We start from the raw sequence: 23,476 nt of genomic DNA on the forward strand, positions 1-23,476 counted from the left end.
AACGGGGGCCCATCACCTCGCCGAAGCAAGAACTGGGTCCCGGCTCTGCGCTACGCTTGTCCGGGACACGATAACCCCTACGCCGCCTTCTTGCTCTGCGCGAGCTGCGCCAGCTGGCGCATGATCTCCGTGGTGCCGGCGAGACGCTCTTCGGGCGTCTCCCAGTCCTGGAGGAATACCACCTTCATGTCGGGCCGCACCTTCGCGGCCTGGCCGTGGCTGCGGATGAACGTCACCAGGCGATCGGGATAGGCGAAGGAATTGTCGCGGAAGGCGATGACGGCGCCCTTGGGACCTGCATCGATCTTCTCGACATTGGCCCGGCGGCAGAACGCCTTGATCCCGGCGACCTTGAACAGATAGCGGACTTCGTCGGGCAAGACGCCGAAGCGGTCGCGCATCTCGGCGCCAAAATTCTCGATTTCCTCCTCGGTGTCGAGATCGGCGAGGCGCCGATACAGCGACAGCCGCACCGAGAGGTCGCTGACATAGTCCTCCGGAATGAGCACGGGCATGCCGATCGTGATCGATGGCGACCAGCGGTCGGCGGCGGGCTCGGAGACGCCGGCCTTGAGGTTGACGATCGCCTCCTCCAGCATCGATTGATACAGCTCGAAGCCGACCTCCTTGATGTGGCCGGACTGCTCCTCGCCGAGCAGGTTCCCGGCGCCGCGGATGTCGAGATCGTGCGAGGCAAGCTGGAAGCCGGCGCCGAGGGTCTCCAGCGATTGCAGCACGGTGAGCCGGCGCTCGGCCTGCGCGGTGATCTTCTGCTGCGCCGGCAGCGTGAACAGCGCGTACGCCCGCAGCTTGGAGCGGCCGACGCGGCCGCGGAGCTGGTAGAGCTGGGCCAGGCCAAACATGTCGGCGCGGTGCACGATCAGCGTGTTGGCGTTGGGGATATCGAGGCCGGATTCCACGATCGTGGTCGACAGCAGGATGTCGAACTTGCCGTCGTAGAATGCCGTCATGATGTCCTCGATCACGGCGGGCGGCATCTGGCCGTGCGCGACCGCGACCTTCATCTCCGGCACGTTCTTGTCGAGGAAATCCTTGACCTCGGCGAGGTCGTCGATGCGCGGCACCACGTAGAACGCCTGGCCGCCGCGATAACGCTCGCGCAGCAGCGCCTCGCGGATCATCAAGGGATCGTGCGGGGCGACGAAGGTGCGGACCGCGAGCCGATCGACCGGGGGCGAGGCGATGATCGAGAGCTCGCGTACGCCGGTGAGCGCCAATTGCAGGGTGCGCGGGATCGGAGTCGCCGATAACGTCAGCACGTGTACCTCGGCGCGAAGCGCCTTCAGCCGCTCCTTGTGGCTGACACCGAAATGCTGCTCCTCGTCGACGATGAGCAGGCCGAGGTCGCGAAATTTGATCGCCTTGCCGAGCAGCGCATGGGTGCCGACGACGATGTCGACGGAGCCGTCGGCGAGGCCCTTCTTGACCTGGTTAAGCTGCTTGGTCGGGACGAGGCGTGAGGCCTGCGCCACGTTGACCGGAAAGCCCTTGAACCGCTCGGAGAAAGTCTTGTGGTGCTGACGGGCGAGCAGCGTGGTCGGCACCACGACCGCAACCTGCTTGCCGTCGAGTGCCACGGCGAAGGCCGCGCGCAGCGCCACCTCGGTCTTGCCGAAGCCGACGTCGCCGCAGATCAGGCGGTCCATCGGGCGGCCCTTTTCGAGGTCCTTCAGGGTGGACTCGATCGCGCCCAGCTGGTCCTCGGTCTCGTCATAGGGAAAGCGGGCGCAGAACTCGTCGTAGAGGCCCTGCTGCACCGGCAGCTTCGGCGCCTCGTGCAGCATGCGTTCGGCCGCGATCTTGATCAGCTCGCCAGCGATCTCGCGGATGCGGTTCTTCAGCTTGGCCTTGCGGGTTTGCCAGCCCGAACCGCCGAGGCGATCGAGCTCGACACTGGTCTGGTCGGAGCCGTAGCGCGACAACAGCTCGATGTTCTCGACGGGCAGGAACAGCTTGGTCTCGGCGGCATAATGCAGCTCGAGACAGTCGTGCGGCGCGCCCGCGACGTCGAGGGTCTGCAGGCCGATGAAGCGGCCGATGCCGTGATCGACGTGGACGACGATGTCGCCGGCGGCGAGGCTCGTCACTTCCGAGATGAAATTATCGAGCTTGCGGCTCGCCTTGCGCGGCCGCACCAGACGGTCGCCGAGGATGTCCTGCTCGCTGATCAGTGCGATCTCGTCGGTCTCGAAGCCGCTTTCGAGGCCGAGCACGGCGAGCATGGTCTCGTTTCGCGGCGTCGCCTGCACCGTCCGCCAGCTGTTGACGCTGGTTGTGTGGGCCAGCTTGTGGTCGCGCAGCATCGAGGTCATGCGGTCGCGCGAGCCTTCGGTCCACAGCGCGATCACGACCTTCTTGCGCTGGGCCTGCAAGGCCATCACATGCGCGACGACGGACTCGAACACATTCACGGTGGTGTCATTGCGTTCCGGCGCGAAGTCGCGGCCCTTGCGCGCGCCGGCATCGACGACACTCGTGCCGTCGGTCGGCACTGAGAACGGCGTCAGCCGCGCCAACGGGACGTCGCCAAGGCGTTTGCCCCACTCCTCTTCGGTCAGATAGAGCCGGTCGGGCGGCAGCGGCTTGTAGATGGCGCCGCCACCGGGATGCTCCAGCGCCTCGCGTCTGGCCTCGTAATAGTCGAGGATCTGCTTGAAGCGCTCGCGGACGGCATCCTCGGCCTGCGGCTCGATCGCGACGGCCGCGCCTTGCAGATAGTCGAACAGCGTGTCCATCCGATCCTGGAACAGCGGCAGCCAGTGCTCCATGCCGGGATGACGGCGGCCTTCACTGACCGCCTCGTACAGCGCGTCGTCGCGCTCGGGCGCGCCGAACTCGGCGACATAGCCCATGCGAAAACGGCGGATGGTATCGGTGACGAGCTGAAATTCCGAGATCGGCACGAGGTCGAGCGCGCGCATGTCGAGCAGCGTGCGCTGGGTCTCGGCGTCGAATGAGCGGATCGACTCCAGGCTGTCGCCGAAGAAGTCGAAGCGCACGGGCTGATCGAGGCCGGCCGGAAACAGGTCCAGGATGCCGCCGCGCACGGCGTATTCACCGGGCTCGCGCACGGTCGAGGAGCGGTTGTAGCCGTTGTGCTCGAGCCAGGCGACGATGGTGTCCATCGGCACCACGTTGCCCGGCGCCACCGACAGCGCCTGCGCCGCGACGAGGTCGCGCGCGGGCACGCGCTGCACCACGGCGTTCACCGTGGTCAGCACGATCAGCGGCTTGTCGCTGCCAGTGAGCGAAGCCAGTCGCGCCAGCGTCGTCAGGCGTTGCGCCAAAATGCCGCCATGCGGCGAGACGCGGTCATAGGGCTGGCAGTCCCAGGCCGGGAAGGTCAGCACCGGCAGATCGGGCGCGAAGAATTGCAGTGCGCGTTCGAGCTGCTGCATGCGCGGACCGTCGCGGCAGACCACCGCAAGGCTGACCGCCGGCTTCTTCGGCCGCGCCGCGATGGCACGGGCGAGATCGGAGACGACGAGGCCTTCGGCGCCCTCGGCGACATTGGCAAGCGTCAGCGCGCGGCCGGCCGTCAGCAGCTCGGCCGGTGATTTCATGCCCTGCTTCATGCGTCGCGGTCCGCGATCGGGAATGCCTTGATGCGGGCAAACAGCGCGCCGGGGACATCGGCCGGAAGCACCTTGTCGCCGGTGACCGCGGCATAGAGATCGGGATCGTTGACCTCGAGCAAGCGCTCGAGCTCGATCAATTCAGGCTCGGACAAATTGCCGATCTCGGCATCCGCAAAGCGGCCGAGGATCAGGTCCATCTCGCGCGTGCCGCGGTGCCAGCAGCGGAACAGAAGCCGCTTGCGGCGGTCGTCCAGCCCGCTGCTCGATCGTGTCGTTCCCGTCATGTCTCAAATCCAATCAAACGCAGAAAGCCCGGACGTGCCGGGCGGGGGGGGATATAGCCACTCGGACCGGCCGTGTCAGCCCTTTGTTGTTGCAATTGTTTGTGGTCGTCATTGCCGGGCTTGACCAGGCAATCCATCCTCTTGAATACATGGATGCGCGGGTTGAGCCCGCGCGTGACGATTGTTGCGAGAATGCGCCCCAGCCTGCTCAATCCGCTGTTTGCTCCCGTGACCAGCCTGCCCGGCGTCGGTCCGAAGCAGGACAAGCTGTTGCAGTACCTGCTCAGCCGCAACGAGACGCCGCGGCTTGTCGATCTGCTGCTGCACCTGCCGAGCCACGTTATCGACCGCCGGGCCCGGCCAAAAATCCGCGACGCCGTCCAGGGAACCATGGTGACGCTGGAGGTCACCGTCGACCGCCATCGCCCGCCCCCGCCGCGCAACACGCGCGCGCCCTATCTCGTCTACGCCAGCGACGACACCGGCGAGGTCGTCCTGACCTTCTTCCGCGCCAAGCCCGGCTATGTCGAAAAGCTGCTGCCGGTAGGCGAGAAGCGCTACGTCTCCGGCACGCTGCAGATGTATGACGGTATCCCGCAGATCGTGCATCCCGATCGCGTGCTCGACGAAGAGGCGATTGCAAAGCTCTCTGGCATCGATCCGGTGTATCCGCTGACCGAGGGCCTCGCGCTCGGCTCGCTGCGCCGCGCGATCGCGCAGGCCCTTCAAAAGCTGCCAGCCCTGCCGGAGTGGATCAGTCCGGAGGTGATGCGTCGCTGCAATTTTCCGCCGGTCACCGAGGCGCTCACGCGCGTGCACCAGCCGGTCGAGCTTACGGACGTTCTGCCGGACCAGCCGTTCTGGTCGCGTCTCGCCTTCGACGAACTGCTCGCCGGCCAGCTCGCACTCGGCCTGATCCGCGCGCAATTGCGCCGCCCCGCCGGCGTGCGCAATGCCGGCGACGGGCACCTGCGCAACAACGTCATCGACGCCTTGCCCTACGCGCTCACGCCCTCGCAGCGCAGCGCCGCCGCGGCCATCGCCGAGGACCTGAAACAGCCCGTGCGCATGCTGCGCCTGCTCCAGGGCGACGTCGGGTCTGGCAAGACCGTGGTGGCGCTGTTAGCTGCCGCCGCGGTCGCCGAGGTCGGCAAACAGGCCGCGCTGATGGCCCCGACCGAGATCCTGGCGCGCCAGCACATCAAGACCATCGCCCCGCTCGCCGAGCGCGCCGGCATGCGGGTTGCGATCCTCACCGGCCGCGAAAAGGGCAAGGAGCGTCGGGAGCTGTTGGCGCAGCTTGAAGCCGGCGAGATCGACCTCCTCGTCGGCACGCATGCGCTGATCCAGGACGATGTCATCTTCAAGGACCTCGCGCTCGCCATCGTCGACGAGCAGCACCGCTTTGGCGTGCGCGAACGCCTCGCGCTGACCTCGAAGGGCGAATCCGTCGATGTGCTGGTGCTGAGTGCAACGCCGATCCCGCGCACGCTGGTGCTGACCTATTTCGGCGACATGGACATCTCCGAGCTGCGCGAAAAGCCGGCCGGCCGCCAGCCGATCGACACCCGCGCAGTGCCGATGAGCCGAATCGAGGAGGTCATGGACGGCATCGGCCGCGCGCTCCAATCCGGCAAGCTGGTCTACTGGATCTGCCCGCTGGTCGAGGAATCCGAGGCCGAGGGCACCGAGCACCTGACCAATGCGACGAAGCGTTTCGAAAGCCTGCAAAAACGCTTCGGTGAGCGCGTCGGCCTCGTCCACGGCCAGATGAAGGGCACCGAGAAGGACCGTGTGATGGGCCAGTTCGCCGCCCACGAGATCGGGCTTCTGGTCGCGACCACCGTGGTCGAAGTCGGCGTCGACGTGCCGGCCGCGACCATCATGGTGATCGAGAACGCGGAACGATTTGGTCTTGCCCAATTGCATCAGCTGCGCGGCCGGATCGGGCGCGGCTCGGAGGCCTCGACCTGCCTGCTGCTCTATTCGGAGCCGCTCGGCGAGATGTCGAAGGCGCGACTGAAGGTGATCCGCGAAACCACCGACGGATTCCGCATTGCCGAGGAAGATTTAAAGCTGCGCGGCGAAGGCGACGTGCTGGGCGTGCGCCAGAGCGGCCTGCCCGGCTACCGCATCGCGCGTTCGGAAGTTCACGGCCAGCTCATCACCCAGGCGCGCGACGAGGCGCTGCGCATCCTGAAGGACGATCCGAAGCTGAAGGGCGAGCGCGGCGAAGCGTTGCGGTGCCTGCTGTATCTGTATGAGCGGGACGAGGCGATTCCGCTGATCGGGGCGGGCTGAGCTACAGCCGGGGCGCGCCTCCTCCCCGTCATGGATACAGACCTGCGCATCTCGACCAATCGTCTCGCGGCAGCCAAGGATGCGGCCACCTCGGTCTCGGCCAAAGAGTGCTATCTTTCGTTGCGGGCGATTTCGTGAAACCCTTCGGCCATGCGTCGGATCATCGTCGTTGGCTCCCAGGGAAGCGGAAAGACGAGCCTCGCCCTGAAGCTCGGGCGAAAGCTCGATCTGCCGGTGGTCCATCTCGACGTGCTCTACTGGCGGCCGGGCTGGAAGCCATCCGACAAGGCAAGCTTTCGCTCGCGCGTCGCTGAGGCAATCGCGGGCGATGCGTGGGTCGTCGACGGCAGCTTCTCGGGGCTGGCTTTCGATCTCACGCTCGCGCGCGCCGATACGCTGGTCGTTATCGACCGTCCGCGCTGGCTTGCCAATGGCGCATTCTCTGGCGCTCGGCTTTCGACCGCGCTACCGCACGGCCCGATTTGCCCGAGGGATGTCCGGAACAGTTCGACTGGACACTGATGAAGGAGGCGTGGCGCTACAACACGGAGCGCGTGCCCGCCATCGAGGCCGAGCGCATCCAACATGGCGCTGATGTCCCGGTCGTGCGCCTGAGACGCGACCGGGATATCCAGGGCTTTCTGGAATCCATTTCAGCGCACGGCGAGTGAATGATTGTGGTGACGTGAGATCAGGCGATCAGGATTTCTTCGCGATACGCGCAGCGAGCGCCTTCATCAGCTCCGCATCAACCGCCTCGCCCTTCGCGTCCTCCGCGAGATGCTCGAACCACCGCGCAAAGCCCTCGTAGATCTGGCTGGCCGGATGATCGGGGCCGAGGAATCCGGAAATCTCCCGCATTTCCGCGACCCAGCGATAGGCTTTCGGGATCATGTCGGGCAGCGCGACCTCGAGCCGCGCCAGGATCGCGGGCTGGCTGAGCGCGAGTTCGTCGCGCAGCGCCTCGGCCGCGCCCGCTTTCGTTGCCGCGATTACCATGGCCGCGCCGATGCCGGCGAGACCCTTGACGATTCCGGCGTAGGACATCTTGAGCGCAGAGGCTGCGCCGACCGGGCCTTCAACGATCCGCACGTCGAGACCAAGGTCGTTCAGAACGGTGACGTCCTTGGCGTACTCGCCGGACATGTAGAACGCCGGGCTCTTGCCCCCCGGCTGCGGCGGAAAGCCGATGATCCCGGCATCGACGAATGGCGCCCCCGCAGAGCCGATGATCTCCGCGATCCTTTGCACGGTGTCGACATTGACGGCGTTGCAGTCGACCACAACCGGTTTCTTCTCGCGCCGGACGATCAGCGCGGCCAGCCGTTCAGCCAGCGCCACTGCTTCGCCCGGAGGCACAATCGAGAGGACGATGTCGGCTTCAGCAAGCGCGTCGTCCTCGGCGCCGACCATGCCAGCATCCGCCGCGCGCTTCAGTGTGGCCTCACTTCGCCCTTTCAGGGACGTCAGCACGCGTGCGCCATTCTCGCTGAGGCGGCGAGCTACGGCACTGCCCATGGCACCCGGCGCGAGGACCGCAATGGTTTTGGACATCATGCACTCCAGGTCGAATTCCGAACGATACGCTCAGTCGACGGGACACTAGCAGAGGACGCGAATGCCTGCGTGAACGTGGCCATCCCGCGCGGGAATGGCCCTACTCCACTTTCGCAGGTTGGAGCGCAGACGCATTCGCGATGCGTGCGGCGTTGGCGACGCCCGCGAGCGCGGCGGCCTTCTTCGGATCTGGCGCCGAGCCCGGCTGAACCACGCCGGCCGACATGATCAGCGTGGCCGCGTCCTCAGCGGTGAGATCGACCTCGATGATCTTGCTTTTGGGGACATAGAAGAAGAAACCGGTGGTCGGATTCGGCGAGCACGGCAGGAATACCGAGACGTGTTCCTCCTGTCCGGGCAGGCTGCGCGCAATGTCTTCGTTCGGCGATTGCGAGATCAGCACGATCGACCACATGCCGGGCGAAGGAAACTCGACCAGGCCGACTTTCCGGAAGCTCGAGCCCTTGCCCGAGAACAGTGTCTCGAACACCTGCTTGAGGCCGCGGTAGATGGCGCGCACGGCCGGGATCCGGCCGAGAAAGGTCTCGCCCACATCGACCAGCGTCCGGCCGATCAGGTTGGCCGCGAGGAAACCGACCAGCGTCAGCGTGAAAAACGCGACAACCAGTCCCCAGCCCGGAATGACGTAGGGCAGATATGTTTCAGGCCGATAGGCTAGCGGCACGAACGGCCGCACCACGCCGTCGACCCAGGTCACGAACCACCAGACCAGATAGAGCGTGATCGCGATAGGCCCCGTCACGACGAGGCCGGTCAGAAAATAATTGCGGAAACGGCCGATCAGGCCGGTATGCGGTTCCGGGACGGGATCAAGTGGCGCAGGCGCGTCGTCGCGGGGGGTCATTCGGGTTCCAGGTAGGTCGCAGCACACAAGCTAGGGTCTTCTAGCAGGTTTGGGAAGACTGCGACCAACCGATATCCCTTGTGCCTATTCCACGGTCACCGATTTTGCGAGGTTGCGCGGCTGGTCCACGTCGGTGCCCATCACCACGGCCGTGTGATAGGCGAGCAGCTGCACCGGAACGGCATAGACCATCGGCGTGAACGCCGCCGCCATGTCAGGCATGACGATGGTGACGAGAGAATCGACGGTCGCCTCCGCCGCGCCCTTGGCGTCGGTCATCAGAATGATTTTGCCGCCGCGCGCGGCGACCTCCTGCATGTTCGAGACGGTCTTTTCGAACACCTGGTCATACGGCGCGATGACGACGACGGGCATGGCTTCGTCGATCAGCGCGATGGGTCCGTGCTTCAGCTCGCCGGCAGCGTAGCCTTCGGCGTGGATGTAGGATATTTCTTTCAGCTTCAGCGCGCCTTCGAGCGCTAGGGGAAAACTGGTACCGCGGCCGAGATAGAGCACGTCGCGCGACTTTGCGATCTCGCGGGCCAGACGCTCGATCTCCACCTCGGTGGTGAGCGCATCCGACATCAAGCGCGGGATCTCGACGAGGCCATGGACGAGCTTGGTCTCGTCCTCGTCGGACAATTCGCCGCGAGCCTTGCCGGCCGCAATGGCAAGGTTTGCCAGTACCATCAACTGGCAGGTGAAGGCTTTGGTCGAGGCGACGCCAATCTCGGGACCGGCAAGCGTTTGCAGCACGGTCTCGCTCTCGCGCGCGATCGTCGAGGTCGCCACGTTGACGACGGCGACCGTGTGCACGCCCGCGGCCTTGGCATAGCGCAGCGCCGCCAGCGTGTCGGCAGTCTCGCCGGATTGCGAGATGAAGATGGCGAGATCACCCTTGCGCAAGGGCGCTTCGCGGTAGCGGAATTCGGAGGCGACATCGACCTCGACCGGCACGCGCGCAAAACGCTCGAACCAGTACTTTGCAACGTAGCCGGCATAGCTCGCGGTGCCGCAGGCCGTGATGTTGATGCGCTGGATCGATTTGAAGTCGAACGGCAGCTTGACCGGCAGCGCGACGTGCTCGGTTGCCATGTCGACATAGCGCGCGAGGGTGTGGCCAACCACTTCGGGCTGCTCGTGGATCTCCTTCGCCATGAAGTGGCGGTAGTTGGCCTTGTCGACCAGCGAGGTCGAGGCCGCGTGCCTGATCTTGTCGCGCTGGACGGGGTGACCGTCCTTGTCGAAGATATCCGCGCTGTTACGTGTGAGCACGACCCAGTCGCCGTCTTCGAGATAGCTGATCGTGTCGGTGAAGGGGCCGAGCGCGATGGCGTCGGAGCCGAGATACATCTCGCCGTCACCATAGCCGATCGCAAGCGGCGGGCCGTTGCGGGCGCCGATCATGAGGTCGTCGTCGCCGGCGAAGATGAAGCCGAGGGCGAAGGCGCCGCGTAAGCGCGCCAGCGTCAGCTTGACCGCCTCGACCGGCTTGTTGCCGCGCGCGAGCAGATCGTCGACGAGGTGCACCACGATCTCGGTGTCGGTCTCGGTGTGGAATACCGTGCCCTTCGTCTCGAGCTCCTCGCGCAGCTCGCGGAAATTCTCGATGATGCCGTTGTGAACGACGGCGACGCGTTCCGTCGCGTGCGGATGCGCGTTGTTGACGGTCGGCTTGCCATGGGTGGCCCAGCGGGTGTGACCGATGCCGGTGGTACCCTGCAACGGCTCCGCCTCGAGCCGCTTCTCCAGGTTCTTCAGCTTGCCCTCGGCGCGGCGGCGCTCCAGGTGCTTGCCTTCGAGTGTGGCGACGCCCGCGGAATCATAGCCGCGATATTCGAGACGTTTGAGCGAATCCACCAATTGCTCTGCAACCGGTTCGCGCCCGAGAATGCCGACAATCCCGCACATGCGGATCACTATCCCCCAAATCGCCGAAAAATCGCCTAAACGACGCGGTTCGTTTTAGCGAAACTCCTACGGAACCAGGTACTCAATAATTATTGCTGATTGAGACAGCACCGATCACACCGAGCCCCCGCCGGCGTCGATTTGGCCGGCCTTTAACCTCGCACGTTAACTCACTGTCAACATGTTTGGCCAACGATTCCCGCCCGGGAGAGACGGCCATGAGAAGCTCATCCGGCCGCAAAGGCCGGTCGTCGATGTATCTGCGCGCCAGCGAGACCTCGGGCACGCACCTTGCGCATTGGCCGCCGCCGCTGCGCGGCAAGGAGAACAAGCCGCTTTTCATCAAGCATCCCGAGGGCGAGCCGGCCAAGCGCGCCAAGCCGCGCGGCTGGCGCCTGACCCGCGCCATCTTCTCCGAATTCGCCGACGACGAATAGCCTCGCTCACGTCTCCGGCTTCTTTTCGGGAGTCTTGCCGCCGGTCTTCATCTCGCGATAACGCGCCGCTCCGCCTTCCCGGATGGTCTGCTGGTTGCGCTCCAGCGCCATCGCATCGTCGGGCACATCGCGGGTGATCACCGAGCCGGAGCCGATATAGGCGCCGTTGCCGATTTTCACGGGCGCGACCAGCGAGGAGTTGGTGCCGACGAAGGCGCCCTGCCCGATCACCGTCTTGTGCTTCCCAAAGCCGTCGTAGTTGCAGGTGATGGTGCCGGCGCCGATGTTGGACTTGGCGCCGACGACCGCATCACCGATGTAGGCAAGATGATTGGCTTTCGCTCCCGCCTCGAGAGTCGCGGCCTTGGTCTCCACGAAGTTGCCGATTTTGGCGCCTTCGCCGAGCGAGCTGCCCGGCCTCATGCGCGCGAACGGACCGACAGACGCGTTCTTGCCAATCGCACTCTGCACGATGTGTGAGAAGGAATGGATCACCGCGCCGTCGGCAATCGAGATGCCCGGGCCGATTACCACGAACGGCTCGATGGTGACGTCCTTGCCGAATACGGTGTCGGCGGACAGGTACACCGTCTCCGGCGCGATCAGCGTGACGCCGGCCTCCATCGCCGCTTTGCGTAAGCGCGCCTGCATCACGCCTTCCGCTTCGGCGAGCTGCGCCTTGGTGTTGATGCCGCGCACCTCGTCTTCACTGGTCTCGATCACCACGGACTCCCATCCCTTGTCGCGGGCGATGCCGATTGCGTCCGTCAGATAATATTCCCTCTTGGAATTGGCATTGCCGACCTGCCCGAGGATTTCGAGCGCGCGGCGACCGTCGATCGCCATCACGCCGGCGTTGCAGAGATCGATCTTGCGCTCCGCTTCGCTGGCGTCGGCCTGTTCGCGGATCGCGACCAGACGGTCGCCCTCGACGATGAAGCGGCCATAGCCGGTGGGATCGTCGGCGCGAAAACCGAGCGCGGCGATGGCGGCGCCCCTGGCGAGCGGTTCGCGCAGCCGCGCGAAGGTTTCGGCCGAGATCAGCGGCGTGTCGCCGAACGCGATCAAGAGATCGTCCACCCCCCGCGCGATCGCCTCGCGCGCCGCCAGCACCGCATGCGCGGTGCCGAGCCGCTCGGCTTGCACGAAGGTGAGTGCGTCGGGGCGGCTGCGCCTCGCCTCCTCCGCGACGGCCTGGTGATCGGGACCGATCACGATGGCGAGCGATGTGCCGGTTCCCTTTGGTGCGGCGGCGAGCACATGGGCGAGCAGCGTCTGATGGGCGACGGGATGCAGCACCTTCGGCAGGCTCGATTGCATGCGCGTGCCTTCGCCGGCGGCGAGCACGATCGTAAGGCTGGAACGGGCGGTCATCGGAATCCTGTCAGATACGGCCGGATCAATTGTGAGGCGGACGGCAGGCCGCCCAGATGCTCTCGTCTTGCTACCCCCGCAAACGCCCGGAATTCAAGTGCGGCACGCTTTTCCTGTTAATGTTCCCTGATTGATTCGGGGAAGCAGACGGGGCTGGGCACTTAACGTTCATGGCAAAGGATTCCGACCCACTGGCGGATGCCTTCGACACCAAGGAGACCGGCGGGCTGTTCTCCGGACTTTTGGCCGAGGAAAGCGCGTTCGACCGCCGCATGATGTGGCGGCTGGGCTCGTGGGGCGTCGCGGCCGTCGGGGCCGTCGTCATCGCGGTGGTGGCCAACCAGGCCCATATTGGTTGGCGCCGTGACCAAATTGCCTCCGCTGACCTCGCGCGCCAGGCCGACCGGCTCCAAATGCTGACCAAGGACAGCCAGAACGAGGCGCGCCGCCTCGCCGCCGCCATCGAGACGCTGAACAGCGACCGCGACCGGCTCTATTCACGCGTCACGGTGCTCGAGCAGGGTCTCGATTCCGTCACCGGTGCCATCGCCAAGCAGAACGCCACGCCGTCGCAAGCCGTCAGGCCGCAGGATGTCGCGCCAGCGACCGCAGCTCCCAGCGTCGCGCCGGTCGTCTCGACGCCAGCTCCGGCCAGCGAGAAGCCGCGCACCGAAGCCGCCAAGGATACTCAGAAGGATACCCAGAAGGATACGCCGAAGGAGACTGCGAAGGAGCCGTCGAGCCCGCCGCCGCAGTCCGCGGCCGCCGCTTCGCTCGTTCAGCAGTCACCGGCCACGACTTCGGCGCTGCCGACGATTCCGCTGGTGCCGTCCAAGTCGATCATGGCGCCCCCGGATGCCGCCGCGACGAAACTGGTTCAGCCCGAGGCAGCCGAGAAGGCCGCCGAGAAGAAGGCCGAGCCGGCTCCTGCTCCAACCGAGGCCGTCGCGACAGCAACGAAGCCCCCGGAAGCAGCCGAGACCGAAGCCCCCGCGATCGCAGTCCAGCAGACGCGCTTTGCCATCGACCTCGGCGGCGCCAACTCGATCGATGGCCTGCGCGCACTCTGGCGCGGCGTGACCAAATCCCATCCGGAAATTGGAGCGTTGCGGCCGATCATCATGATCAAGGAGGGCGCCGCGGGCCTCGGCATGCAGCTCCGTTTGGGTGCCGGGCCCCTGATCAACGCCGCCGCCGCCGCAAAGCTCTGCGCGGGCTTGACCGAGAACGACCGCCACTGCGAGACCACCGTGTTCGACGGCCAGCGCCTGTCGATGCGCGGTCAAGAGAGGGCTCAAGAAAAGGGGCCGGAGAAGACTCAAGACAGGGTTCAAGACAAGAACGCCGAGAAGAGCCAGGAGGCGGTGCCGCAGGCCGAGAGCGCCTCGGCGCCCGCGCCAATTGCAAAGCCGGACAAGCGCCGGCGCAATTATTCCTCGAAACGCTCGAAGCGCGAGGAGCCGCCGCCTGCACCCCCACCTGCGGCGCAGCCCGCGCCGCAGGCGAAGCCGGAGGCGGCGTCAACGTCTACAGGATCGACGCTGTCCTCGTTCTTCAGGCGATAGGCGCCCAAACATTCGCGGGCGCCTTCGAAGACGGCGCGCGGACTCGCCGCAAGGTCAGCGATGAGATGCGCGTTGCGAGCGCATGCGGCCATCGGACGCTTGGACCTGAGCCGCTCTTTCGCAGCAAGTTCGCGCTCGTCCAACGCCGCCTCAAGAGTCGCCCATCCGAAACCTCGCGTGCTTTGATGAACGTACTGGATGACGTGCTGAGGTTTCTCGTCGCGGCGGGAACAAGTCTGCTGATCGGCATTGACCGCGATATGAACGACACGCCGGTGGGAATGCGGACCGTGGCGCTGGTGGCCCTCGGCTCCGCGTTAAGCGGTTGCTCGCATTGGCTGAGAAATACGAGCGCCGTCTCTCAGAACAGAGCCGAAAGGCGCAAAATTGAGCCTGCTGGATCTCCGCGCACGCAATCATTATTCGATGCGGGCCTTTTCCTTCAGATCCCGAATACGCATCTCCGCTTCATCCTTGGACTGTACGACCTCGGACCAATCGTCGACCCGCGCTTCCTTGCTCAGCCTCTTGAGCTCTTTCAGCTGCTCCTGGGTTGGCTTGTCCATGCTCACTCCTCGAAGGCATCATGCGTTAGGCGTCACAACCTTCAGAACCAGCCCGGCCGCTCTTGTGTTCCTTCTGATGCGGTCAGCAGAAACTTCGCCTGCCCTGTTGCCTGCCCGCGCCATCCCGACCATATTGCCGGCATGACAAAAAAGCCCTTCCGCCTCACGCCCTACCAGGTGCAGTTCCTGATCGTCGTCGGCTTCGCCTCCGTCGGCTATGCGCTTTATCTGCGCTACCTCGCGATCGAATTGTCGCAAGTCGCGCTCGCCTGCGATGCCGGCCTTCAGACGCTGCTCTGCAAGGCGCGCTCGGTCTCGACCGTGCTGTTCAAGAATTCGGTGTTCGGGATCGTCGCGCTGGTGGTTGCGACGCTGAACCTGATGCGGCCGTCGATCGTGCTGCTCACCGTCGGCGTCATCGCCGCCGGCCTCGGCATCGTGCTCTACAATGTCGTGCTGTCGGGCCTTGCGATCGGCCTGTTCATTCTTGGATTTGCTCGGCCCGCGCCCGCCACAGCGTGAGCGCGAACAAGAGGTAGATCGCACAGGTCCACAGCGACTGCCAATTGTCGCGGCCCTCGTTGAACAGCACATAGACGGCCGAGAGCGCCAGCAGGCCTGCGAACACCGCCTCCGCGATCGGACGCTGGCCGATCTGCGGCCGGTTCAGCATCAGCAGCGCAAATGGCACCACGGCCATCGTCAGCGCGGCGTAGGGAAAATCCTTGTAGCGCGGGTCGAACACGAAGCCGAGCGCGGTCTGCGCCGCGATCACCGCGGCCACGGCCAGCGTCAGGCCGAGCACGGCGGTGAGCTTGGACCATTTCCGGCCCTCGCGCGGGCCGAGCAGGTCGAGGAAGGTGGGAAGGCTGCGGCCGATCACCATCGCCTGCGCGCAGAAGATCGGCGACAGGATTCCGGCCAGCAGCAGCGCGCCCCAGAGCAGCCAGCCGCCGATGCCGTAGCTCTCGTAATACATCTTATCGGCGCCGATCCCGAGCAGGCTCCCCGCTGTCGTCGCCGAGATGGCCACGCCGAGCCAGGCCGAGAAGCGCGGCGTCCACGGCCGCCGGCGCAGCGTGAGACCGGCAACCGCGAACACCAGCACGCTGAGGCCCATGCCCGCGCCCATGTACCACTTCCAGTACGGGAAATTGCTGATCGGCTCGCCCGGCGGATACTTCAGGCTGCGGCGCACCGAATCATACAAGCCCCAATAGCCGCCGACGGTGCCTTCCAGCTTGCGCTTCCACGGCTGGTCGTAGGACTCGATCAGGTTGACACGGAACTTCTGTGCCTTCGCAAGGCTCAGGATCTCGGAAACCACCCGCGCCTGGTTGCTGCGCGACGGCAGCGCGCCGTCACGCATACGTCCCTCGCTCGGCCAGCCGGTTTCGCCGATCAGGATCTCCTTGCCCGGAAACGCCACCGCCATGCGTTCGCGGATCGACTCGACATGGGCGCTGGCGAATTTCGCCTTGACCGGGAAATCCTCCCAATAGGGTAGGATGTGGATCGTGACGAAGTCGACGGCGTCATAGACCTCGCGATTCTTCAGCCAGTACTCCCAGACGTCCGCATAGGTGACGGGCACGCTGACCTGCGCCTTGACCGAGCGGATGATGGAGACGAGGTCCGCCGTCGTCATCTCGCCGCGAAGCAGCACCTCGTTGCCGACGATGAGCGCGGTGATGATGGAAGGAAATTCCTTGGTGAGGCGAACCGCGAGCGCGGCCTGCTCGAAATTCTTGGTGCGGTTGCTGGAGAGCCAGATGCCCTGGAGCACTTTCAGGCCGCCGACCTTGGCGGCGATCGCCGGCACCTGGTCGAGCCCGTTCTCCATCGAATAGGTGCGGACGCAGTCGGTGATCTCCTTGAGCTGGCGCAGGTCCTGCTCGATCTGGTCCGCCTCGATGTGGGTCCACGCCTCCAGCGGCGACTGCTCGCCGCGGAACGGAGCGTAGGAGACGCATTGGACCTTCTCGGCGGGATCGATCGGCGCGCGCGCGAGCGTGATTGGCGTCGCCAACCACCACCACACGGCAGCAATCGCACCCAGTGAAACGAGCAGAAGCGCCAGTGGCGTACGAAGAGAAATCGGTTCCGTCCTCCGCGAAGGGTCCGTCGATTACCTGCTTGCACGCCGTCTGCCAAGGGGGTGCGCCCAGGTGTGGATCCGCTGCTCCCAAAGGAATCTGGCTGCGGCCGTTCGACCGGGGCCTAGGATTGTGACTTTGCTGGACAAAATTCCAAATACAGGTCATGGACTCGGAAAGACTTTTCCGCCGCATTGGAGACCCATTTGGACGCCATCACCGACGCGTCTGCGGGATCCTGACGCGGACGACCAGCAGATACATTGGGGAATTCATGCGGCAGCGGGTGTTCGAGTTACGAAATGCGGTCCTGCGGCAGTTCGCCGCCACCTTGGCCGTCTCCTCCCTTCTCGTTCTCGCCGGCCTCGGTGGCGCCTCCGCCCAGAGCGGCACCCCCGCCCCCGACCAGAAGGCCGCGGCCCAGCCCGCGGACGCCGCCAAGGACGCCGCCCAGAACCAGCGCCGCACCGACGAATTCGCGGAAGCGGCCCAGGTCATCAACGGCCCCGCGGGCAATCCCGAATGCGTCTGGCTCGGCCGGCGCGTGGTGCGGCTGATGTGGCGGGATGATCTCGATACCGCATTTCGCCATCTCGACCTCTACGACCGTTTCGGCTGCCCCGGCGGCCACATCCAGGCTGCGTTCCGCTGCCTGACCCGCTTCGGCGGGCAGATCGACCCCAAGGTCGCGGAGACCCTGGACAGCCGCGTGCACGCTTGCTGGATCAACCCGGCGTCCCAGCCGCAGCAGGCGGCGGCGAGCGCCGCGCAAACCCCAGCGCCGACGCCGGGCAATGCGCAGGCCGCCCAGCCGGCCGCAAGCCCCTCGCCTGCGGCAAGCCCGACGCCCGCGACCCAGAAATAGCCAAGGTCGTTTCAGCTGTCGTTCAGGAACGATCGGCCATAGACACGGTTGGCACTGCCGCGCGTCGTTCGAAAAGGCCATGCCCTCATAAGGACATGAGGCCATGTCAGTTGTGAAACCGCGCAGCAGAGGTATGCTCCCTTTGCCGCGGACTCGGTCGGATCTCGGGGTCGGATCCGCTTCCCTGCCACCTCAGCCCCTTTTGGTTAGCCGCGATGCGCGTTGTCGCCGCCGTTCTGTTGCTTGTGTCTGCGCTCCATGCGGGCATCTGGGGAGTCTTGCGCGACAAGGAGCCGGCGCCCGACTTCAAGGGCCTGCTGCCGAGCCTTTCCTATACGCCGTTCGAACCGGGACACGTCGTCGACATCAACGTCGACCCGAACAAGATTCGCGCGGACATGAAGAAGCTCTCGACCCTCACGCGAGCGATCCGGTCCTACTCCGCGACGGAGGGCAACGAGCTGGTGCCGCCGATCGCCGCCGAGTTCGGCCTCAAGGTCACCGTCGGCGCCTGGATCGACAAGGACGAGGATCGCAACGAGCGGGAGATCAAGGCTGCGATCGAGCTCGCCCGCAAGAACAGCAACGTGAACGGCATCGTTGTCGGCAACGAGGTGATCTTCCGCGGCGAGCAGAAGGTCGATGACCTCATCAACAAGATCAAGAAGGTCAAGGGCGCGGTCCGCGTTCCGGTCACGACGGGTGAGATCTGGAACATCTGGCGCGATTTTCCGGACCTCGCCTCCAACGTCGACTTCATCGCCGCCCACGTGCTGCCCTATTGGGAAAACTTCCGCTCTGACCAGGCTGTCGATCAGGCCGTCGACCGTTACGAACTTCTGCGCAAGTTGTTTCCCGGCAAGCGCATCGTGATTGCCGAGTTCGGCTGGCCGAGCGCGGGCTACAACTTGCGCAACGCTGACCCCGGTCCATTCAAGCAAGCGCTGATCCTGCGCAACTTCGTCACCCGCGCCGAAGCCATCGGCATGGAATACAACATCGTCGAAGCCATCGATCAGCCCTGGAAGTTCTTCGAAGGCGGCGTCGGTCCGTACTGGGGCATCCTCAACGCCAGCCGCGAGCCGAAATTCGCCTGGACCGGCCCGGTGGAGAATCCCGATTATTGGAAGCTGATGGGCATCGCGCTGCTGGTCGGCATCCTGCTGTCACTGCCGATCCTGCGGCTTGAAAAGCCGACCGCGAAACAGGCCTTCCTGCTGTCGGCAGCCGCCAACGGCGTCGGCGCCTGGGCCGCCACCGTGTTCGCGTTCTGGAACAGCCATTACTTCATCTTCGGCTCGGCCTTCGCGCTGACGCTGGGCATGATCCTGCTCGTTCCGCTCGTCCTCATCGCGATGGCGCGCATCGACGAGATCGCGGCCGTCGCCTTCGGCCGGCGGCCGCAGCGGCTGCTCACCAAGAGCAAGCCGATCGAGAACGTGCCCGAGAATTACTACCCGAAGGTCTCGATCCATATCCCCGCTTATTTCGAGCCGGTCGAGATGCTCAAGCAGACGCTGGATGCGCTGTCGCGGCTGAACTATCCGAACTACGAATGCGTGGTCATCATCAACAACACGCCGGACCCCGCCTTCTGGCAGCCGATCCAGGATCATTGCCGCGCGCTCGGTGAACGCTTCAAGTTCATCAATGCCGAGAAGGTGCAGGGCTTCAAGGCCGGCGCGCTGCGCATCGCGATGGACCGCACCGCGGCGGATGCCGAGATCATCGGCATCCTCGATGCCGACTATGTCGTCGATCCCGACTGGCTGAAGGACCTCGTGCCGGCTTTCGCCGATCCGCGCGTCGGCCTCGTGCAGGCGCCGCAGGAGCATCGCGACGGCAACCTGTCGATCATGCACTACATCATGAACGGCGAATATGCCGGCTTCTTCGACATCGGTATGGTCCAGCGCAACGAGGCCAACGCCATCATCGTGCACGGCACGATGTGCCTGATCCGCCGCGCCGCGATGGACATGGCCGGGGGCTGGTCGTCAGATACGATCTGCGAGGATTCCGATCTCGGCCTGGCGATCCAGGAGCTCGGCTGGATCACCCACTACACCAACCATCGCTACGGCCAGGGCCTGCTTCCTGACACCTACGAGGCCTTCAAGAAGCAGCGTCACCGCTGGGCCTATGGCGGCCTCCAGATCGTCAAGAAGCACTGGCGCTTCTTCCTGCCCGGCAGGAGCCGGCTTACGCCCGACCAGAAGCGCGAATATGGCCTCGGCTGGCTGAACTGGCTTGGCGCCGAAAGCCTCGGCGTGGTCGTGGCGCTGCTCAACCTCGTCTGGGTGCCGATCGTCGCCTTTGCCGACATCGCCATCCCCGACAAGATCCTGACGCTGCCGATCATCGGCGCCTTCATCGTCTCGCTAGCGCACTTCCTGTCGATGTACCGTGCCCGTGTCGCGATCAGGCCCGGCCAGATGCTGGGCGCCATGATCGCGGCGATGAGCGTGCAATGGACCGTGTCGCGCGCGGTCGCGCAGGGCCTCATCACCGAGCACATCGCGTTCGCCCGCACCTCGAAAGGCGGCCTGTCGCGGATGTCGATCGAGTTCCAGGCGTTCTGGGAGGCCGTGATCGGCACTCTGCTGGTGATCGGCGCCGGCGTCCTGATCGCCTCCAACAGTTTTAGGCAGATCACCGAGATCTACATCTTCGCCGGCGTCCTCGTGCTCCAAAGCCTGCCGTTCCTCGCCGCGGTCGCGATTGCCGTCCTCGAGCTCAGCCGCATCAACTCGTTCCAGTTCTGGCGCGACAGCGCGATCCGCACCGCCGAGCTGATCGGCCTGCGGCCCGTGGCATTGCCCCACCCGGGCGGCACGCCGCAACCGGTGCCGAGCGAGGTCCGGCGGGAGGCGAACTGACGGATGGCAGGCCATCCTCGCTTTCGGCGTGGATGATGGCCCGCCAATCAGGTTGAAATTCCTGACCTAACCAACGGAAGCAGTGCACGAATTGCCGCTCCTGCCGCGATCTTCGGCACCCATCCGCACTATTGACCTCCGCAGCCACTCCCCCTACACAGCGCGGGCTGACAGCATGATCCGGAAACAGCCGGTTTTCCCCGCAACGCAAGTCGAGCGTGGCGGCAAGACATGCTTCTCGAAATGACCGAACACGATGGCGATCTCTTTCAAGCCATCAGCGGTCATGGGAGCGCGTAGCTCAGCCGGTAGAGCACGTGACTTTTAATCACGGGGTCCTGGGTTCGAGCCCCAGCGCGCTCACCAATTAAGATCAATGACTTAGGCCGAGATATCAGCCAACCGAAAAAGCCTTGTGTGGGCACCGTGTTGGCAAATCGATTGCTCCGCTGGCGGCCGGAGATCTCGGCGCGATATTGTTTGCCATGATTAGCAAGCCGGCGCGCTCCTCCGGCTTGGTCGCCTGACCTGCCAACTCTTGGCAGATGCGCTCCATGCGCGCGAGCTCGTCGATGGGTTGATGCCCCATGTGCGCGATCAGACTCCGGTGACCGGCCGGCGGTCAAAGGTTCAGCGGTGCATTGTAGGCGGATGGCCGCAGTGTGGATCGTTCAGTGATCATTCAGCCGGCTCAGAAGCATATATACTGCTGACTGAGAGGAAATCTGATGATTACCGCGATTGCAATTGTGGCTCTCCAATTGAGCCAAGTAGCGCCCGACAGAGGAGCGCCGCCGCAGGTTCATCAAGTGCAATATGGGGTCCCGGTGCATCCCCCGCCGTGCGGCCACGGCTGGGACGTGAGCGCCCGTGACGGCATGTGCTACCCGAACGGGTACCTTCCTCCTCAGGAACAGGCTGCGAGGCACTACTATAATCGCGGGGGTGGCTACGGCTATCGCAGATATCCGGTGCCCTGCGGCCACGGCGCCGACGTCGACATCCGAGATGGGCAATGCTACCCAAACGGAACGGTACCCCCGCAGTTTCAGCAGGGCCGACAGGGCTACTTCGGCGACGACGACTACTACGATCGCCGCCCCCGACGCCGCTACTATCGCTATTATTAGGAAGCCCGCCGAGCGTGAACCGGCGGGCCCCTGTCAGCGACCGGCCCGCTCGCCGAGGCCAAGGGGACTTCGCAGGAACGCCCGCCGTACTGCCGATCAAACCACGCCTTCACCGCCGGCCAATAGCGACGCTTGCCCCACACGGTGACCCTTGGGGGAAGCCCTTCGATAAGTCGTTGTCGAGCATGAAGATCGCTGCGCGCGCTGCTTTCCGCGGCACGCCGAGCCGGCGGATCATTTCTTCATCGGTCACAGAAAGCGTGGACTCGACGATTTCGTGCTGCACCAGTTTCTGCTCAACATCGTCTTCGTGAGCCTCGTCCACCTCTGACCTCCAAATTGAAAGCGCGGGACCGAAGTCCCGCGCCCTGATTGTTTCACCCTTTTAGCCGTCGGTGGTGCGTCATCAGCCGCTGCCGGTCGCGCCTCCCGTGGGTTCGGCCGCCGGCGCTTCATTTGCTCTTCCTGTATTTGGCGATCATCCTCAGCGACAGCCGCACGGTCTGGATCAGCTCGAGTGCGAGCGCTCGACCCACCACCTCCTGCGGCTGCGTGCTGAAGTTCTTCCATGTAGAGCAGCAAGTCGACCAGCGCCTTTGCCAATGCCTCCCGTCAACGGATCAAAGATGCTGATGCACCGCTGATCCAGATATTCGGGTATAGGAACGTTTCGACCGGCAACGAGTCCTACAGGCGCAATCCATCCCGTATTCCCTGTGGATCGAACGATGGAAAAAGCGCTCGCCTATGCCATCTCGGCGGCCCTCGTCGGCTTCGGTCTCTTGATCTTTTTCGCCGGCCTATCCTCCAGCTCGCCCGCCTTGTGTACAATCGTCGCGTTGGTCCCGATCACGATCGGAATCGTGAGCGCCTTTGGCCCCATATGACTAGCTGTGGAAATCAGGCTTTAGGTCAGCGCGTCTGTATTTTCCGAATCGGTGTCTCGTGTTCGCTCTCTGTGGTTTCAAACTGTGGTGAACGCGCGTGAGCCATTTCGTTTCTATGCTTCTGCTTGCGACAGCCCTGATCTTGACCCTGTGCTTCGGGGTGGCGGCCTGGCGCCTCTCAGCGGACAAAGAGGCCGACATCACCGCCACGATCCCGCATCAGGAATACGGCTGGAGGTCGAGGTCCAGCAACTGAAGGCCCTTGCGCTAATCACCGCCGCGCTCCAATCGTAAAGAAGTGCAACATCCACTTTCAGAAGAAGTCAGAGGGTGAGCCACCCAAGACCTAAAGCACCCTGCGTTCGCCGGTTAGGCTGCTGAATAGGATGCTTCAGCTTTCCGGAGCCGGCGTCGTAGCCGGGGTACTCAGCGGAGCTCCACCAACCGAAACAGGCCCGACAGGCTTCGCTTCCCGAACCGTCCGTTTGCGCATCGCCAGCCGATTGCGGGCGTGCCCTCGTGGGATGGAGGAGGTTATGTCCGACATCATTGCACTTTGCAGCGAGTCGACCTTCGCGATCAGCGTGGAAAGCTGCGAAGATATCTTTCTCACATCGGCCCGTTCGTCCGTGATGCTCTGTCGCAGAGAAAGCAGCACCATCGAATCCTGCTGCAGCAAAGCTGCATTTTGCTGCACGGAATCATTGTTCTCCTTCAGCAAGGCAGCCTGTTGCTGTTGGGCGGACTGAATGTCCTTCAGAGCAGCGACAACCGAATCGGTTTTTGGCGCCGAAGCTTCCTGGCGCGGAAGCAGTTCAGCCAAGCTGCCGACATTCAGCGACGAAAACTCAAACGGCAACGTATAGATGGCCGCCGAGCCGTTGATGGCCAAGGCACACACCGACAGTGCCAGGACCGACTTGCGGCTGGACCGCTTGACCGGCGCTGGAGCTTCTGGCACTGCGGGTGCGGCGACTGCCGCTGCAAGTGCTGCAGGGTCGAGCTCTTCGACGAAGCCTTGCGTTTCGAAAATCATGGTCACGTGCATTGACCCCAATGAGCGAGCAAAAGGAAGCCGCTCCCGGAACGTCCTCGCGACGCCTCCTTTACGCAGCACCCATACACAAGTGCCTAAGATTGTGGGGGTTTCGGATTAATTC

The 23,476-nt window shown here is 64.5% G+C and carries 20 protein-coding genes and 1 tRNA gene; 11 read left to right on the forward strand and 10 right to left on the reverse strand.

Annotated elements, in window-relative coordinates:
* Positions 1-77 precede the first annotated feature (77 nt).
* Positions 78-3,596, reverse strand: a complete 3,519-nt coding sequence (mfd, locus tag IVA87_RS28600) for a transcription-repair coupling factor (RefSeq protein ID WP_247336228.1) — start codon at positions 3,594-3,596, stop codon at positions 78-80.
* Positions 3,593-3,883, reverse strand: coding sequence for a succinate dehydrogenase assembly factor 2 (locus IVA87_RS28605; RefSeq protein ID WP_247295132.1), 291 nt, complete (start codon positions 3,881-3,883; stop codon positions 3,593-3,595). Before IVA87_RS28605 ends, mfd begins: the two co-directional genes overlap by 4 nt.
* Before the next feature lie 192 nt (positions 3,884-4,075).
* Between IVA87_RS28605 and recG the strand changes: the two genes are divergently transcribed.
* The 3 genes from recG (at position 4,076) to IVA87_RS28620 (ending at position 6,855) form a co-directional block, all read left to right on the forward strand.
* Positions 4,076-6,184, forward strand: coding sequence for an ATP-dependent DNA helicase RecG (gene recG / locus IVA87_RS28610; protein WP_247336230.1), 2,109 nt, complete (start codon positions 4,076-4,078; stop codon positions 6,182-6,184).
* A 150-nt stretch (positions 6,185-6,334) separates the two neighbouring features.
* Positions 6,335-6,706 (forward strand): hypothetical protein, encoded by a 372-nt coding sequence (locus IVA87_RS28615; RefSeq protein WP_247336232.1) that lies wholly within the window; start codon positions 6,335-6,337, stop codon positions 6,704-6,706.
* Entirely contained in the window at positions 6,706-6,855 is a 150-nt protein-coding gene (locus tag IVA87_RS28620) for a hypothetical protein (protein WP_247336235.1), read from the forward strand. Before IVA87_RS28615 ends, IVA87_RS28620 begins: the two co-directional genes overlap by 1 nt.
* A gap of 28 nt (positions 6,856-6,883) precedes the next feature.
* On the opposite strand, the gene IVA87_RS28625 is transcribed toward IVA87_RS28620, so the two are convergent.
* From IVA87_RS28625 to glmS, 3 genes are all read right to left on the reverse strand, one after another.
* Positions 6,884-7,738: an NAD(P)-dependent oxidoreductase gene (locus IVA87_RS28625; protein WP_247336237.1), complete on the reverse strand. Its 855-nt coding sequence runs from the start codon at positions 7,736-7,738 to the stop codon at positions 6,884-6,886.
* Between the two features lie 103 nt (positions 7,739-7,841).
* The gene (locus tag IVA87_RS28630) at positions 7,842-8,606 is read right to left on the reverse strand and encodes a DUF502 domain-containing protein (protein ID WP_247295140.1); all 765 of its coding nucleotides are present in this window, start codon (positions 8,604-8,606) and stop codon (positions 7,842-7,844) included.
* Between the two features lie 84 nt (positions 8,607-8,690).
* Positions 8,691-10,517, reverse strand: a complete 1,827-nt coding sequence (glmS, locus tag IVA87_RS28635; RefSeq protein ID WP_247336242.1) for a glutamine--fructose-6-phosphate transaminase (isomerizing) — start codon at positions 10,515-10,517, stop codon at positions 8,691-8,693.
* Between the two features lie 218 nt (positions 10,518-10,735).
* Between glmS and IVA87_RS28640 the strand changes: the two genes are divergently transcribed.
* Positions 10,736-10,954, forward strand: coding sequence for a hypothetical protein (locus IVA87_RS28640; RefSeq protein ID WP_247336244.1), 219 nt, complete (start codon positions 10,736-10,738; stop codon positions 10,952-10,954).
* Positions 10,955-10,960: 6 nt separating this feature from the next.
* Here the strand turns inward: IVA87_RS28640 and glmU are convergent, their stop codons facing one another.
* Entirely contained in the window at positions 10,961-12,328 is a 1,368-nt protein-coding gene (gene glmU / locus IVA87_RS28645; RefSeq protein WP_247336247.1) for a bifunctional UDP-N-acetylglucosamine diphosphorylase/glucosamine-1-phosphate N-acetyltransferase GlmU, read from the reverse strand.
* Positions 12,329-12,498: 170 nt separating this feature from the next.
* On the opposite strand from glmU, the gene IVA87_RS28650 reads away from it, so the two are divergent.
* Positions 12,499-13,893, forward strand: coding sequence for a hypothetical protein (locus IVA87_RS28650; protein ID WP_247336250.1), 1,395 nt, complete (start codon positions 12,499-12,501; stop codon positions 13,891-13,893).
* Positions 13,894-14,312: 419 nt separating this feature from the next.
* On the opposite strand, the gene IVA87_RS28655 is transcribed toward IVA87_RS28650, so the two are convergent.
* Positions 14,313-14,459 carry a hypothetical protein gene (locus tag IVA87_RS28655; RefSeq protein ID WP_247275668.1) on the reverse strand — a complete coding sequence of 49 codons (147 nt, stop codon included), beginning with the start codon at positions 14,457-14,459 and terminating at the stop codon, positions 14,313-14,315.
* Positions 14,460-14,600: 141 nt separating this feature from the next.
* Here IVA87_RS28655 and IVA87_RS28660 point away from each other — a divergent pair, with 141 nt between their 5' ends.
* Positions 14,601-14,981 carry a hypothetical protein gene (locus tag IVA87_RS28660; protein WP_247275669.1) on the forward strand — a complete coding sequence of 127 codons (381 nt, stop codon included), beginning with the start codon at positions 14,601-14,603 and terminating at the stop codon, positions 14,979-14,981.
* Here the strand turns inward: IVA87_RS28660 and IVA87_RS28665 are convergent.
* Positions 14,941-16,500 (reverse strand): beta-(1-6) glucans synthase, encoded by a 1,560-nt coding sequence (locus tag IVA87_RS28665; protein ID WP_247336253.1) that lies wholly within the window; start codon positions 16,498-16,500, stop codon positions 14,941-14,943. The genes IVA87_RS28660 and IVA87_RS28665 overlap by 41 nt on opposite strands.
* A 329-nt stretch (positions 16,501-16,829) precedes the next feature.
* Between IVA87_RS28665 and IVA87_RS28670 the strand changes: the two genes are divergently transcribed.
* The 4 genes from IVA87_RS28670 to IVA87_RS28685 all read left to right on the forward strand — a co-directional run bounded on the left by IVA87_RS28670 (position 16,830) and on the right by IVA87_RS28685 (position 21,429).
* On the forward strand, positions 16,830-17,420 hold the full coding sequence (locus tag IVA87_RS28670; protein ID WP_247336256.1) for a beta-1-3, beta-1-6-glucan biosynthesis protein: 591 nt from the start codon (positions 16,830-16,832) through the stop codon (positions 17,418-17,420).
* Between the two features lie 215 nt (positions 17,421-17,635).
* Positions 17,636-20,299 (forward strand): glycosyltransferase, encoded by a 2,664-nt coding sequence (locus IVA87_RS28675; RefSeq protein WP_247336260.1) that lies wholly within the window; start codon positions 17,636-17,638, stop codon positions 20,297-20,299.
* A gap of 290 nt (positions 20,300-20,589) precedes the next feature.
* A tRNA-Lys gene (locus tag IVA87_RS28680) sits at positions 20,590-20,665 on the forward strand.
* Positions 20,666-21,108: 443 nt separating this feature from the next.
* Entirely contained in the window at positions 21,109-21,429 is a 321-nt protein-coding gene (locus IVA87_RS28685) for a hypothetical protein (protein ID WP_247336263.1), read from the forward strand.
* Between the two features lie 109 nt (positions 21,430-21,538).
* On the opposite strand, the gene IVA87_RS28690 is transcribed toward IVA87_RS28685, so the two are convergent.
* Positions 21,539-21,754, reverse strand: a complete 216-nt coding sequence (locus IVA87_RS28690) for a hypothetical protein (RefSeq protein WP_247336268.1) — start codon at positions 21,752-21,754, stop codon at positions 21,539-21,541.
* 403 nt (positions 21,755-22,157) lie between these two features.
* Here IVA87_RS28690 and IVA87_RS28695 point away from each other — a divergent pair, with 403 nt between their 5' ends.
* Positions 22,158-22,316 carry a hypothetical protein gene (locus IVA87_RS28695; RefSeq protein ID WP_247336271.1) on the forward strand — a complete coding sequence of 53 codons (159 nt, stop codon included), beginning with the start codon at positions 22,158-22,160 and terminating at the stop codon, positions 22,314-22,316.
* Positions 22,317-22,707: 391 nt separating this feature from the next.
* On the opposite strand, the gene IVA87_RS28700 is transcribed toward IVA87_RS28695, so the two are convergent.
* The gene (locus IVA87_RS28700) at positions 22,708-23,364 is read right to left on the reverse strand and encodes a hypothetical protein (protein WP_247336274.1); all 657 of its coding nucleotides are present in this window, start codon (positions 23,362-23,364) and stop codon (positions 22,708-22,710) included.
* Positions 23,365-23,476: the final 112 nt, after the last annotated feature.

The organism is Bradyrhizobium sp. 147, from assembly GCF_023073935.1.
GTDB lineage: Bacteria > Pseudomonadota > Alphaproteobacteria > Rhizobiales > Xanthobacteraceae > Bradyrhizobium.